Raw genomic sequence first — 14,174 nt, 5'->3', positions numbered from 1 at the left:
TGAACTATTGGACGTACCGCCGCACCAATGCGCTGCTGGAAGGGCTCAACAGCATCATTCAGAACATCAAGCGCCGAGCACGCGGATTTAGGAATCCCGAGTACTTCAAAACAATGATTTATCTCGTTGCAGGTAATCTGGATTTCAGCAGATGGACTCAGGCTTTAAAGTGTGGTTACCCACACTAAACGTCATAGAGCCATAAAGAGATCCGTGTACTTGCCCGTGAAGCTCTGCTTGTACTCAACGTTGTCATTGAAGGCGTGCTTGAATTCCCAGCCGAAAGACACCTGGTCTTTATCGTACCGATCATGCTCCGGATCGCCGTAGTTGGTCCCGTAGGGGATTATGCGGCCAAAGCGAGGAACAACAATGCCGTATGCCGGCATGAAGGCATTGCTCGGCGTCTTCTTATCCTTGAGATAGCTCGCGAGGAACGTCAGCGACGTTTTTTCGGAAATGTCGATCGTAAAGCTCGGAGCAATGTAAGCGCGCCAACCGTCGACATCATCCACGAAGGAATCCTCTCGGTTCGCCATTGCTACGAGGCGATAACGCTTGGAACCATCCTCGCTCGCAAAGTCCGAAATATCGAGCCCGCCCTGAATGAACTTCTGCGTGCCGGCGGTAACCGTCACGGAGTGCTGCGGCGTCTTTGTCGGCTTCTTCGTCACCAGGTTGACGACGCCGCCCGGCTGAGAATCGCCGTAAAGCGATGACGCCGGACCGGACACGACTTCGACCGCCTCAAGGCCGAAAGGCTCAACCGTCGTATCGAAATAGCCTTCTTTATATTGAGTCTGACCGTCAATAAGCGTAGTCGTCTCAAAACCACGCATGCGGATCCAGTTTGTGTCGTAGTCGGCACCGTAAGGATTGACGAAGCCCGGCGTATAGCGAAGAGCATCATCGACCTTGCGAAGGATCTTGTTGTCCAGCTCCTCATGGTTGATGACATTCACCGTCTGCGGCGTTTCCTGCGTGGAGGTATCGATCTTCAGCGCTTCAGCCGTAACGCTCACGGCTTCGACTGTTTTGTAATCATCAGCGGCCTGCGCGGAGAGCGCAAAGGCTGCAGCGGCGAGAGCAACGGCAGCAGGGAGTTTGCCGAGCGAGATGTTTTTCTGACCTTTGATCATTTTTTGGCGTGCGTTGTGAACGCTTATGTAAATAGGAATGATTTACATTTTATTTCTTGCGTAGTAAACACATGCTGTCTCTGCCGCCAAAAAATTTATCGATGCCTGCCAACGCTGCCTTTAGAAGGTGGCATTAGATTGCGTGATACGTTCTGATTCTTACTCGCTCTAGTAAACACAAGGGACATCGGGCGTTCGGATGAATTGAGGGAAGAATTTGTCGTTAAACCACAACTTTTCTGCATGCATCCGCTCCCGAGCGGCCTTCTGACGTCCTCTCAACAATTTTTTCTTTCCCACTTGCAGACGATTCTCATTTGCGATATAGTTCATCTCACTGGAACGAAACGCGCCGCGCACAGGAACCAAGGGGTCGGTTCCGCGGCGCAGAAGAGCTCCTCTACGGTGAAGCGGGGAAACTTCACTTTGAGCTCTTCTTCTTCCGAGAGTCTCCTGCTCGGTTCGTTCCTTGCCTCTGATGGGAGGCCGCGTGTTTCTTGGTCCGCGGCCTCCCATTTTTCTTTTCTGTTCTCGCTATGAGAAAGCCGCAGAAGCGCACGGCGCCTGCGGCTCTATCAATTTCATATTTCTGATCGTCTGACTGCGGGCGTCATTCCGAGAAGCGAAGCCGCTCAGCGGGCCGATTGCTCTTCTTAACAATGAAGAAGAAGACGAGCGAAAGGAGCCACGTTCCCGTTATCCAGCCGATGTAGCCGAGATAGATGGCATCCATGGAAACGTCAGCCGCCAAGCGGCTCACGACAAAGTTGGGGATCCCGGACCCCACGTAGCAGGAGAGATAAAGCGCCGCGATGACGCCCGCACGTTCGCGAAGCGTCGAATCCTGAAGGAGGAACTTGACGCCCAGGGTCGACGTGGATCCCGAGCAGGCGCCGCTCGCAATGAGCGCCGTGAGGAAGAGCGACGGGTGCCCCGTTTCAAGGAAAAGGAAGAGAAGCGCACCGGCAGCCGTGAAGCAGGTAACCGCTATCGGGAAAACGCGCGAGGGCCTGAGGCTCCCCATCAGGAAGCCGGCGGCAGCATTGGGAACAATGAGCCCCATGTAGACGATTGCCGCGTACATCGTGCTCGTGGCGCCGAAGGCTGTTTCGGCAAGCTTCGCAGAAAAGCCCTGAAGGAAGCTCCCGAGCCCCCAGGTGCCGAGCATGGCGAAACCGGTCACCAGAAAGATGCGCCAGAGCCGTCCGGGGAGCGCGACCTTCGGAATCAGAACCTCGACCAGCGTTTCCGTACCCGGCGGAATGGTTTCCTCGGCCTTCCAGACGAGCGCGGCTAGGAGCACGCAGATCACGACGAAGCTCATGAACATCACGTCGATATTGACGAGCCCGTAGGCCGTAAGAACGCCCGAGAGGAGCGTCCCGATGGAGAGACCGACGTTCGGGCCTCCGGCCGTGAGCGCCGTTCCGATCCAGGCGTGCTTCTTCGGCGAACAGTCGACGATCCAGGACATGGCGGCGGAGGACGCCAGCCCGCAGGCGATGCCCTGCGTGAAGCGCGCAATGTAGAAGAGCGTTGTGTCCGTCATCACCGCATAGCACCAGCAGGAAACGGCGGCCCAGCCGATGGTGATGAGCGTTACCCAGCGGCGCCCCAGAGCGTTCGAGAGGCGCGCGAAGAAGACGAGCGTGACGATGCAGCCGAAAAAGTAGCTCACCACCGTCATTGCAACCTCTGCGGTCGTGAGTCCCATTTCACCCGCCCAGACGCCGATCAGCGGAATCGGAGCGGACGAGAAGATGAAGCAGCAGATGAGAACAAGGGACGCGGCAAAAAGCGTAAAGCTTCTGCGCGAATCGGAAATCCGCGCGCGTCGGCTGAGGTCTACTTCGGACATGGCGCTCTGGGGAAAAGGACGAGCCTTGGAGGCTGAAGAAAAGCCCATTATGCGCCGCCGGAATTCCAGGCGCAGGACCCTGGCTTCCCATGCTTTACCGGATCGAGCAAGGACTGCAGCTCATGACGGCGGCCTTCCTCGTCCGGGACATAAAAAAACTGTCTGCACCGAACCCGGGAAGGAGGTGCAGACAGTTTTCAGAGGAGGTTGAAGCTTTTTCAGGCTGCGGGCGACGTTTCCGTCTTGGTTGGCGTGATCGCGGCGACGGGTTCTCCGGCCTCGCGGCTCTGGAAGTAGGTGGCGACGATCGGACCGGTCAGGTTGTGCCAGAGGGCGCCGACAGCCGAGGGCAGAGCCGTCATCGGATTCGCGGCAAAGTGCACGGAGGCGAGCGCCACGCCGAGAGCGGAATTCTGCATGCCGACCTCGAAGCAGAGGGCGCGGCACTTGGCGGCATTCATGCCCGTCATGCGGCCGATCACGTAGCCGAGGCCCATGCCGACGGCGTTCTGGATGGCAACCACGAGGAAGGCGACGAAGCCTGCGTTCACGATGCTCGACTTGGTGGACGCAACCACGGCGGCGATGATGATCACGATGGCCGTCACGGAGATGAGCGGCAGCGCGCAGGTGACCTTCTCAACACGGTCGCCGAAGATGCGGTGAATCAGGACGCCCGCGCCGATCGGGACGAGGATCACCTGGACGATCGAGAGGAACATTGCGGTCGGGTCGATCGAGAGCCATTCGCTCGCAAAGGCGTACATCAGGGCGGGCGTCACGACAGGCGCCATCAGCGTCGTGCAGGACGTGATCGTGACGGAGAGCGCCACATCGCCGCGGGCGAGGAAGGTGACGACGTTCGAGGCCGTTCCGCCCGGGCAGCAGCCCAGGAGCATCAGGCCGACGGCAAGGTCGGGCGGCAGATCAAAGGCCTTGCAGAGCACGAAGGCCGAGATCGGCATGATCGTGAACTGCGCAATGATGCCGATGATCACGTCCTTCGGGCGAGAAAAGATTTCGCGGAAGTCCGAGGTCGTCAGGGTGAGACCCATGCCGAACATAACGATGCCGAGAAGGAAGGGTACCCAGGGGCCAGCAAGTACGAATACTTCCGGAAATAGGAAGCCGAGGACGCCGGTGGCGACGACCCAGAGAGCGAACGTCTTGTTCACGAAGTAACTGATTTTCCGGAGAGTATTCATCATTTTTCAAATTGCGGAGGACGTTGTTGGCGTCCATGCTCCCTGTTGGCGACTAAACCTGAACCCGAATATGGTCATGGCGCGTCTCTTGAAGTTCACAGATTGGATGGGGATTTAAGCTGCGCGGCCTACGGGGAAAGAAAAGTCCGTTTGCTGCGCTGCTGAGGAGTAACTTTACGCGAAATCTGAGATTTCGCAATGCATTTTTCTAGTTATTAAGAATTATTTTTCTTGTATATTAGGTGCATCGTGATGAAATGCAATAAATACTGCAAATACAACCTAGCGGTTTTCCCCAACCTCTCCGCCTCTTTCCACTCATTTCTGCAGCTCCGAATGCGGATTTCAGGCACTCCCCATCAGCCGCTTTGATCTGCATCAAGCAATGAAAACTCTGAAGCCGACTTCATGCTCACCCATCGCAATCGCTATTGCGAATTGTTCTCATATGAGGCATACTTCATCTCAAGCAAGACAGCTTGATCCACTACGAGAAGCCAGGGGTCGGCTTCGTGGATCCAGGCCTCCGGGCGGGTGCAATGCCTGCCCCTTGAAGCGAGGCGCTGTCTTGGGGTCTCCTGGAAGGGGATGGCGCAGAAGCGCCATCCCCTCTTTTTTTTCGCCTTTTTCCGGGGACGTGCAGCTCAGTACGCATGCCCATGAATGCAAAAAGCCCGGACGCGGCTCTCATGGAACCGCCCGGGCTCGTATTCAATATCATGGATGTTTGGTCCGGGGGGAAGCCTCAAGCCCGGAGTCAGACTCCGGTCTACCCGCAGGAACGATTTCCCCTCCGCTCCCCGGGCAAACGCCCGCGTCATCGACCCCCGATTCCGCGTGCGCCAGGAGACTCCCCCTCGAACCAAAACTGAAGATGGATGAGAATGCATTTGCATTGCCTTCAATTTCCGGCAATGCGCTTGAGATTCATTCTCAGTAAGGGAGACGGATTGTAACAAACTCTGAGTCGCCTACGGTTTACGTTTGGTCTGCAGAAAGTAAAGGTCCGCCGATTTTTTAGAACAATCGATGCGGACCTTACGACATTTGCCTTATTGCCTCAGAAGCGTCGCAGACCTCTCTTTGGGGCTCAGCCGGGATTGCCCATCTGATCGGGAGAGAGTTCGACGAGCCGGAAGATCTTCCGGGCGCGCGGCTTCTCGCCTGCCCTGCTTCTGTCTTCGTAGGTGCAGTGCAGAAGCTCGTGCGCGAGGTGGCTTCCCGGAGCGCCGAGGAAGTCTTCGTAGAGGCGGATCACTTCCGGATTCTCGTGCGAAGCCCGGATCGGCATTCTGGCGTCGATCTCGTACACGGCGCTCTGGCGGGCGCCGAGATTGTTCTTCCAGATGTCTCTGCCGCGAGGCGTGCCGCCCCCTCCGACGCAGCCGTTGGGGCAGGCCATGACCTCGACGAAGTGATAGAGACACGTGCCCTTTCTCACCATGTCGATCACCTTCGCGACGTTGGCGCATTCATGCACCACCGCCACGCGGATGTCGCCAAGTTCCCCGAGATGAACGGTCGTCTCCTTGATCGAGCGCGCGCCGCGGACGTCCTCGAAGGGCGGAAGCGGCTGCGGATCCTGGTTCGTAATCGCAGACATCGTGCGAAGGGCCGCCTCCATGACGCCGCCCGTCGTTGCAAAGAGCTGCGCGCCGCCCGAGGCAAGCGTCATCTGCGGCGTATCGAAGGCCGTATCGGGGAGATCCGCCAGATTGAGGCCCGTGCGGCGGATCAAGCGCGTGAATTCCCGGATCGTGAGGACGACGTCGGTATCCTTTTCGCCCGGGGTGCGCTCGAGGAGCTTTCGCCCGGCCTCGTCCTTCTTTGCCGTGCAGGGCATGATTGAAATCACGCGGATGGATTTCGGATCGAGATCCCTCGACTTCGGCATCCAGGTCTTCGCGAGCGCCGAGAAAATTGCCTGAGGCGAGCGGGTCGAGGAGAGGTGCGGGATCATGTCGGGCGCCACCTTCTCGACGTAGTTGACCCAGCCCGGGCAGCAGGAAGTGAAGTACGTGAATGGTTTCCCGAGCGTTCCCGAAGCCTTCGCTTCCCTCAGGCGCTCCAGAATCTCCGTTCCCTCCTCCATGATCGTCACGTCGGCCGACCAGCGCGTATCCATCACGTAGTCGGCGCCCATGCGCTTCAAAGCCGTGACGAGCTTTCCCTCCACATTGGTGCCGGGCGGAAGGCCGAAGGCTTCGGCGATCGCCACGCGCACGGCCGGCGCAATCTGAAAGACGGTCGTCACCGAATCGTCGTCGAGCAGGTCGAAGACGTCGCAGCACTGGTCGTGCACGCTGATGGCGCCCGTCGGGCAGACGAGCGAGCACTGACCGCACTGAATGCAGACGTCGGATGCGCCCCAGGAATCGGCACCGCGAAAGCCGACCTGGGCGCCCGTGCCGGTGTCGATGAGCGTGAGGGCCGCCACATTCGGTCCCTGCACGCGGCGGCAGACCTCGATGCAGCGCAGGCAGCGGATGCATTTTCTGCCGTCAAAGCGCATGGCCGGGGCCGTGGCGTCCTCGCGGCGGTCCGCGAGGTACTTCCCCGAAAGGTGCGAGCCTTCGAGCCCCACCCAGAGGGCGGCCTTCTGAAGTTCGCAGTCGCCGTGGCGCGAGCAGGAGGAACAGTTTTCGTCATGGTCGGCGAAAAGGAGCTCCATCTGAAGGCGCTGGCGGCGCCGCACCTCGGCCGTGCGCGTATGAATGCGCATGCCGGGCTCGATCTTCGTGTCGCAGGAGGTGACGATGTCGTGGCCGCCGTCCGCCCGCTCAATCCCGACGAGACAGACGCGGCAGGTTCCGGGACGGTGGTTCAGCGCCGCAAACTCGCAGAGCGTCGGGATGAAGATTCCCGCACGGCGGGCCGCCTCAAGAATCGTATCGTTGGGCTCGATCACCACGGAGATGCCGTTGATGAATGCGCGGGGCGCGAGCTCCTTCTTGTCTTTATAAATCTGGGAAGCCATCTTGGGGAAACTCCGTCAAAGGGGAAGCGTGTCCTCGCCCGTGGGCTCGGTGCCGGGAATGGGGTCGCGGGTCGTCACGCCGATGAGGCGGTAGCAGCGCATGCAGCGCTTTGATTCCTTCCAGCCGTCCGAATCCGTCATGCCGAATTCGACCTCCTCCCACGGGGTCTCCTCGATGCGCTTGCGGGCGTCGAGCATCGGCACTTCAAAGCGTTCGGCATGCGGGTAGCCCTTTTCCGGCCGGCACTGTCCGAGAAGATCGGCCTTTCTGATGATCCTCGAAAGGCGCTTTCTCGGGAAGAAGGCTGCTTCCCCGCTCTTCAGATAGGCGTCGATCGAGCGCGCCGCGCCTTCGCCGTGCGCCATCGCAAGAATGAGCGTCTGAGCGCCCACGGCGGCGTCGCCGCCCGCGAAAACGCCCTTTCTGGAGGTCGTGTAGTCGGCCTTCGTTTCAATCGTGTTCCAGCGCGAGAGCCTGATGCCGTCCTCGGGCGAAAAGACGGACGCATCCATCTTCTGGCCGATCGAAGCAATGACGGTGCTGCAGGGAATCACGAATTCGGAGCCTGCAATCGGCTTCACGCCGCGGCGCCCGGACTGGTCGGGTTCGGTCTGGTACATCCGCACGAGCTCGATTCCGACCACGCGGCCGTCTTCAACGATGATGCGCTTCGGGGCGGAAAGGAATTCAAACTCCACGCCCTCGGCGCGGGCAGCCTTGATTTCCTCCGGATCTGCCGGCGCCGACGCCTCGATGCGGCGGTAGGCGACGATGACGCGCCCGGACTTCAAAAGTCTTCTCGCCGTGCGGCAGCAGTCCATCGCAACGTTGCCGCAGCCGATCACCACCACGTCGCCCTGAAGCGGCGCGGGGCCGCCGGGGTTCTTCTGGCTGTGCTCGACCTCGAGCAGAAAGTCGAGGCCCTTGAGGTAGCCCTCAGCCGACTGATCCTCGTCGGGGAGGTTGAGATACTGCCCGAGCGCGCAGCCGATTCCGAGGAAGACGGCGCTGTAGCCGTCCTGAAGGAGGCTCTCGACCGAAAAGTCGCGGCCGAGCTTTTTGCCGAAGACATAGTTGCCGCCCAGCGCCTTCACGACGTCCGTCTCACCCGCGAGCTCCATGCGGGGGAGCCGGTAGGCCGGGATCCCCCAGCGCGCCATGCCGCCCGCTTCCTCTTCCATGTCGAAGACGTCGACCGCATGGCCCATCTGCAGAAGATGGTAGGCGCAGGTGATGCCCGCCGGACCGGCGCCGACGACGGCAACCTTCTTTTTGTCGCTCCCGAGCGCTTCTTCCGGGGCAAAGAGGTGCGAAACCGGCGCGCCCGCATGATCGGCGGCAAAGCGCTTCAGATCCTTGATCGCCACGGGCGCCTCGACAAAGCGGCGCGCGCAGGCTTTTTCGCAGGGACGCACGCAGACGCGCCCGCAGGTGCCGACGAGCGGATAGCGCTCCATAAGCACGCCTTCGGCGAGCTGCGGACGGCCGTCCCGGATGTAGTCGATGTAGCGGGGAACATTGACGTTCGCAGGACAGGCTTCAATGCAGGGGGCCGTAGCCGCGGACGCATAGCGCTTCTCTTCTAAAAGCGCCGCAGGGTCGCCCGCGGGCTCCGTGGTCTTCAGATCATCGACAAAATGGTCGATTGCGCCGATGAGGGCTGCGGTCGTGGAGGCGCCGATGCCGCAGAGGCTCGTGAGCTCCATCTGGCGCGCGAGCGTGCGGATCTCCTCCCAGTCGACGGTGCTCCCGAGGCCGAGAACGGCTTTTTTGAGCGCCTCGCAGATGAGGATGCTCCCCGCGCGGCAGGGCGTGCAGCGTCCGCAGGACATCCGGCGAATGTTGTCGTAATAGGCGAAGAGAACCAGCGGAAGGGCTTCCGCCCCCTGGAAGATGAGAAAGCCGGCGCTCGAAATAAGGCTCGTCACCGGGTTGCCGCGATTGAATTCGCGCACTTCGTCGAGCGGGAAGCCGTCCGGGAGCGTCCCGGAAGGATTGCTTCTCCGATCGAGCCAGCGGCCCTTCCAGAAGCCAAAGAGAAAATTCTCTTCCATTATGTTGGTCCCTCAAAACGTGCAGTCGGCGAGGCGCCTCAGGGCAGCATCGACCCGACCGGGGATGCTGACGGGGCAAACGCACTCGCTTCTGCGGTTTCTTGTCTGAGCGCCCGATGAATGCGGCTTTCGGAAGCTTTGCTTCTTCTCAGGAGCCGCCGCGGGGGTCCGGGCTGCGTCAGTCTCTTCTTTTTTGCGTCGATCATTCTAACTAGTTCTTTTGAAGGAACGGTGCGCGTCTGAGGCAAAGTCTTACGGGAAAGTCAGAATTCAATCGGACGCAAAGGTTCCTTCCTATATTGAGTTTCAGCGTTTTCCCTTATGCCTCAAGCGTGCCTTCAGGCAATACGCTTCTCCTGTCCCCGTTCATCCTTATTCGTAATTTCTCAAGTGCCCGACCTTTCTCCGAGCTTCAGAGAGGCCTCCTCGCGAGAGCGTCTCTTTACTCAATTGCTTTTCAAGTGGATTCCCGCCGGCGCCCGTGCGCTTCTGCTCGGGGAAGCGCGCTTTGCCGTCCGGATGGCGAAGGCGCAGGTCGCCGTCACGCTCACGGCAGATGCGGAGCCGGAAGCTCCGGGAAACGATGGGGATGCCCGGATGGAGCGCATTCCGCTTCACTTTCCGCTCGATAAAGCGGATCGCGAGGCTTGCGGCGAAATGCTCCGGAGCGCCGCCTGCGATGCGGTTGTCGCGGACGGTCTGGAGGGAGCAGTCACTCCGGAGAAGCTCCATGAACTGGTGCGGGAAATTGAGCTCGCCCTGAGTCCCTCAGGCACTGCCGTGGTTATGCTTGACGGCGCTTCATCGACTCAGACGCTTTCGCCTGAGTTCGTCATCGCGCTTTTCGAGCGCTTCGGCTTTGCGCTTGCCGAAAGGAAATCTGCCGGGGACCCGGGAAGCCTGGTCTCCGCGGCACTGGTCTTCGTGCGCGATGCAGCCCGCGTACGGGCGAGAAAAAGCCTCCAGGGACTTCTCGAGGATGATCGGAAGACGACCACCTATAAGCTCGCGCTTATCAAGGCGCTCGCGGAAATCAACCTTGCCAACGCGGCGCGCGTCCGTTATCTCCCACCCGCGGACATGACCGCCTATCTCGTCCGGACGAAGATCCCGGATGCGCCGCACCAGGCGGCGATCCCGATGGGCCTCATCATCGAGCGCGTCGCGGCGCTCTACTGGCAGATCTACCGCGCGCATGCCCTCAATGAATCCGCGCCGCTTCCCGCTCAGATCGGCAGCGGAAGGCGCCTCGAATTCGAAGAGCCTCTCATGGCGCTCATCCGCCTCTACCAGGGCGACTGGCTTTCCTTCAGAAACGACTTCTATCTCGGAAGACTGGCGGCGGGATCCCCTCGCGCCCTCGCCTTCATCGCTCTTGCAAAGGCCGTCCGCAAAGCCATTGACCGCGGCCCCGTCTTCTATGCCGGCAATTCCCTCGGGGACGACACGAGCGCCATTGCCGGAATGGCCGGGAACCGCCTCTTCCGGCTTGAAGCGGGAGCGGGCTTCCGCGTCCTGAAGGAAACGATTACGCCTGACCTCCTCGACCGGGCAGCCGGGACCTTCTACCTTCCGTCTGAGCTCTGGCGGGAGCTCAATGTCTCTGCGCCCTGGCTCACGGAGGCCGTGACGATCCGCTGGGCGAAGCAGTCGTCGGAATTCTCCCGCGGCGTCATTACCCCCGGCGCCGTGATAGACATCATGGCGCTTCCCGAGGACGTGCGCGACACGAGCTGGTCGCGCGGGCTCTTTCTCGAGCGCATCCGCACGGAAGGCCTCGCTTCCATCTGGTCCGGTGCGGCGCTCTCCGCCCATACGCTTGCCGTCGACCACATGATCCCGTGGTCGCGCACCCATACGAACGACCTCTGGAACCTGATGCCGGCCGAGACAAAGGAAAACGGCCGGAAGTCCGATCTGGTGCCGTCGGCCGCGTGCCTCGACCAGGCTGCAGACCGGATCATCCGGACCTGGAAGCTCTATGAGGGCTCTCCCATGGGAACGCCCTTCCGCGCACAGGCGCAGTCGACGCTCATGGGCCGGACGCTGCCGCAGAAGGACAGGGAAGCGCCGATGATGGACGCGCTTCTCCGAAGCGCCGACGAGACGGTGCTCCAGTATGCCTGCCGCCGGTGGGAGCCCGGGCCTGCGGCAGGCTTCTGACGCGCAGACAGGGAAAAAAACAAAAAGAGCGCTCACTCTCCCGGAAACTGAGGAGTCTGAGCGCTCTTCATCAGGATGTCCTTCAGTCCGTTCGATCGGAACGGACTGAAGGCGAGTTATCAGGCCTTCGCCGAGCAGCAGCCTTCCTGCCTGGCATCCGCACGCATGGCGGAGAGGAACCAGAGTTCCTTGGCGTAGCCCGCGAGGTAGCCCTCAAAGAGGCCCTGCGTCTGGAAGTCGTCTTCCTCGGCAGCCGCATCGCGGATTTCGCGGGCGAGCTTCGCCATCTTCTTCATGTCGGCTTCGACTTCCGCGACGACTTCACAGGAAGAGAAGAGACGCGGAGCGACTTCTTCAACAACCGAGAGCTCGACGCTGCCGCGAAGGGTCGCATGCGGCATCTCGCCCTTCATCTTGAGGAGCTCGGCGACTTCGTCGTAAGCCTCGAAGGCCTTGTCGTAGAGGGCTTCCGTGTATTCGTGGAGGGGCTTGAAGAGCTTCCCCGTCACGTTCCAGTGGAGATTGTGGAGCTTCACATTCCAGACGAGAAGAGAGGCAACGTAGGCGTTGAGGCGTTCAGTATTCGTCATTTTGTTGGGTCCTGCTGCGATGCAGTTAAAAACTATCGTTAATCAGTTTTCAATGCATCTTGTTTATCGATGAGTTCATATTACTTACGTAAACTATCGGTGCCAAGTTTTCAATAGTTTTTATTAAAGCAAGCTCCCGCTCTTCTTTGCCAAATCCAATCAAATAGCTGCCCCAATCTCTCAAATTGACGTCTCTGAAAGGATTCACGGGCCGCCTTCAACCTCCGCATTCCCCTGATTCATTGATGTAATGAGACTTTTCTTACGCTATTCACCCACCTTGCAAACTGCCCAATCCTGCTTATCATTTTGACTATCACCTGCTCCGGCGCAAAGCATCTGCCGGAACTCCCTTCGACCAAATCTTTCTTCAGATTCATTCCACTGCCATGTCCGACATTGATTCTCAGATTGCCGACATGCTTCAGGCGCTCAAGGCTCTAAACCCTCAGAGGGGATCGCATGAGACGAGCGTGCCGGACTTCTACACGCACCGCCATGAGTGCGAAATGCCGCTCACCTGCTCCTGCGGGGAGCTCGCCTGCTCGCTCATCCTTTCCGGGTCGAAAAGCTCGCTCATCTGCAACCGGGAAATCATTTATCACTCAGGCGAAGGCCTCCTCTCGGGCGCGGCGCTCCCGAGCGCATACCGTGCGCTCAACGCTTCGCCTGAACACCCCTTCTATTCGATTTCGCTCCGGCTCGACCGGGCGCTCCTCATTGAGCTCGCTGAAAACATGACGGCGGCGGACGCCCAGCCTCAGCCGACCCAGGCCTGCTTCGTCTTTACGCCCTGGAAGGATCTGCTCGAGGACTTCTCCCGCCTCATTCATCTTGCGGCAAACCCCGATCAGGTAAAGGTGCGCGCTCCGCTTGTGATCCGCGACCTCCACTATCTGCTCCTCACGGGAGCAACTGCCCCGCGGCTCCTGCCGCTGCTTCGGGACGCCGCTCCTGCGGGCGCCATCGTGCGCGCGGTTTCATGGCTCCGGGCCAATTTCGCGACCTCGATTGCAATTGAGGAGCTCGCCCGCATGCACAACATGTCGACCTCGAACTTCCACCGGCAGTTCAAGGGCTTGACCGGCATGAGCCCGCTCCAGTTCCAGAAGCAGATCCGCCTTTTTGAAGCGCAGCGCATGATGCTCGCGCAGCACGCGCAGGTGGCCGAAGCCGCCTATGCCGTCGGCTATGAAAGCCCCACGCAGTTCGTGCGCGAATACAAGCGCCAGTTCGGCGACTCGCCCCTGAGGGATGTGCGCAGGCGCCGCACGGCTTTTGCCGCTGCCGACCGCTACGGGATGGAAGCCGATGAAGCCGCAAGACGGCCGCCCGGATTGCTGCTTGAGCTGAGACCACCATTTTTTGCATAAAGAAGACCATGTCCCATTCCACCGTTCGCTTCGACCTTGACCGTCCGCGCCGCATCGGTCTGCCTGAAGCGGTTTTCTGCGCGGGAAAGCCCCGTTCGGTGCTGATTGAGCTTTTCGAGCGGTTCGGAAAGCCCGGCGCCGAACCGATTCTCTTCACGCGCCTCGAACCCGATTTTTTTGCCGGACTTCCGGAAAATCTCCGCAAGCAGTACGACTTTGATGCCCTTTCCCGCACGGCCTGGAACGCGAAGCTTCCCGCCCGTCCGGGGAAGGCGGCGCTCGTGTCCGCAGGGAATGCCGATGCGAGGGTTCTCCACGAATCCGCACGCACGCTCGAATACCTTGGGTACGAAACGGCCTTTTTCGAAGACTGCGGCGTTGCCGGCCTCTGGCGCATTCAGTCCGTGATCGACGAGATCAACGCGTGCGACGTCGTGATCGTCGCGGCGGGCCTCGACGCAGCGCTCGCTTCCGTTATGGGCGGCCTCACCGAGAAGCCCCTTTTTGCCGTTCCCACATCGGTGGGCTACGGCATTGCCGAGGGCGGCATGACGGCGCTACGCAGCATGCTCGCCTCCTGCGCGCCGGGCGTGGCGGTCTTCAATATCGACAACGGCTACGGCGCCGCATGTGCTGCCGCGAGAACGCTCAGGCTCCTCAACACCAATTCCTGAAATCTGCATTTATTAACATAGGCACAAAATAGTTGACAACTGGCTACGGTTATGTTATAATTGATAAATGAGTTATGAAGATAAAACCACCACAACCCTCGACGGCCGCAAGGCCACTCCTGAAGCCCAGCTCGAGCTTC

The 14,174-nt window shown here is 60.0% G+C and carries 10 protein-coding genes; 4 read left to right on the top strand and 6 right to left on the bottom strand.

Going from position 1 to position 14,174, the window contains the following annotated elements; genetic code table 11:
• Positions 1-188, top strand: a 188-nt coding sequence (locus tag GBM95_RS08540; protein WP_193222636.1) for a transposase, incomplete at its 5' end; no start/stop codon positions are given.
• 3 nt (positions 189-191) lie between these two features.
• Here GBM95_RS08540 and GBM95_RS08535 read toward each other — a convergent pair.
• The 5 genes from GBM95_RS08535 to GBM95_RS08515 form a co-directional block, all read right to left on the bottom strand.
• The gene (locus tag GBM95_RS08535) at positions 192-1,139 is read right to left on the bottom strand and encodes a TonB-dependent siderophore receptor (protein ID WP_152158710.1); all 948 of its coding nucleotides are present in this window, start codon (positions 1,137-1,139) and stop codon (positions 192-194) included.
• A gap of 610 nt (positions 1,140-1,749) precedes the next feature.
• Entirely contained in the window at positions 1,750-2,997 is a 1,248-nt protein-coding gene (locus tag GBM95_RS08530) for an MFS transporter (RefSeq protein WP_193222635.1), read from the bottom strand.
• 218 nt (positions 2,998-3,215) lie between these two features.
• Positions 3,216-4,202, bottom strand: coding sequence for a bile acid:sodium symporter family protein (locus GBM95_RS08525; RefSeq protein WP_152158711.1), 987 nt, complete (start codon positions 4,200-4,202; stop codon positions 3,216-3,218).
• A 1,090-nt stretch (positions 4,203-5,292) separates the two neighbouring features.
• Positions 5,293-7,179 (bottom strand): [FeFe] hydrogenase, group A, encoded by a 1,887-nt coding sequence (locus GBM95_RS08520; protein WP_152158708.1) that lies wholly within the window; start codon positions 7,177-7,179, stop codon positions 5,293-5,295.
• 15 nt (positions 7,180-7,194) lie between these two features.
• Entirely contained in the window at positions 7,195-9,234 is a 2,040-nt protein-coding gene (locus GBM95_RS08515; protein ID WP_152158707.1) for an FAD-dependent oxidoreductase, read from the bottom strand.
• Positions 9,235-9,624: 390 nt separating this feature from the next.
• Between GBM95_RS08515 and GBM95_RS08510 the strand changes: the two genes are divergently transcribed.
• Positions 9,625-11,397 (top strand): HNH endonuclease domain-containing protein, encoded by a 1,773-nt coding sequence (locus GBM95_RS08510; protein WP_193222634.1) that lies wholly within the window; start codon positions 9,625-9,627, stop codon positions 11,395-11,397.
• 119 nt (positions 11,398-11,516) lie between these two features.
• Here GBM95_RS08510 and GBM95_RS08505 read toward each other — a convergent pair whose 3' ends face one another.
• The gene (locus tag GBM95_RS08505; RefSeq protein WP_152158705.1) at positions 11,517-11,987 is read right to left on the bottom strand and encodes a Dps family protein; all 471 of its coding nucleotides are present in this window, start codon (positions 11,985-11,987) and stop codon (positions 11,517-11,519) included.
• 389 nt (positions 11,988-12,376) lie between these two features.
• Between GBM95_RS08505 and GBM95_RS08500 the strand changes: the two genes are divergently transcribed.
• Positions 12,377-13,360 (top strand): AraC family transcriptional regulator, encoded by a 984-nt coding sequence (locus GBM95_RS08500; protein WP_152158704.1) that lies wholly within the window; start codon positions 12,377-12,379, stop codon positions 13,358-13,360.
• 8 nt (positions 13,361-13,368) lie between these two features.
• The gene (gene larB, locus GBM95_RS08495; RefSeq protein WP_152158703.1) at positions 13,369-14,034 is read left to right on the top strand and encodes a nickel pincer cofactor biosynthesis protein LarB; all 666 of its coding nucleotides are present in this window, start codon (positions 13,369-13,371) and stop codon (positions 14,032-14,034) included.
• Positions 14,035-14,174 lie beyond the last annotated feature (140 nt).

This window comes from Sutterella seckii (genome assembly GCF_009183815.1).
GTDB classification, from domain to species: domain Bacteria; phylum Pseudomonadota; class Gammaproteobacteria; order Burkholderiales; family Burkholderiaceae_F; genus Sutterella; species Sutterella seckii.
This window is presented reverse-complemented; position numbering and strand designations above follow the sequence as displayed.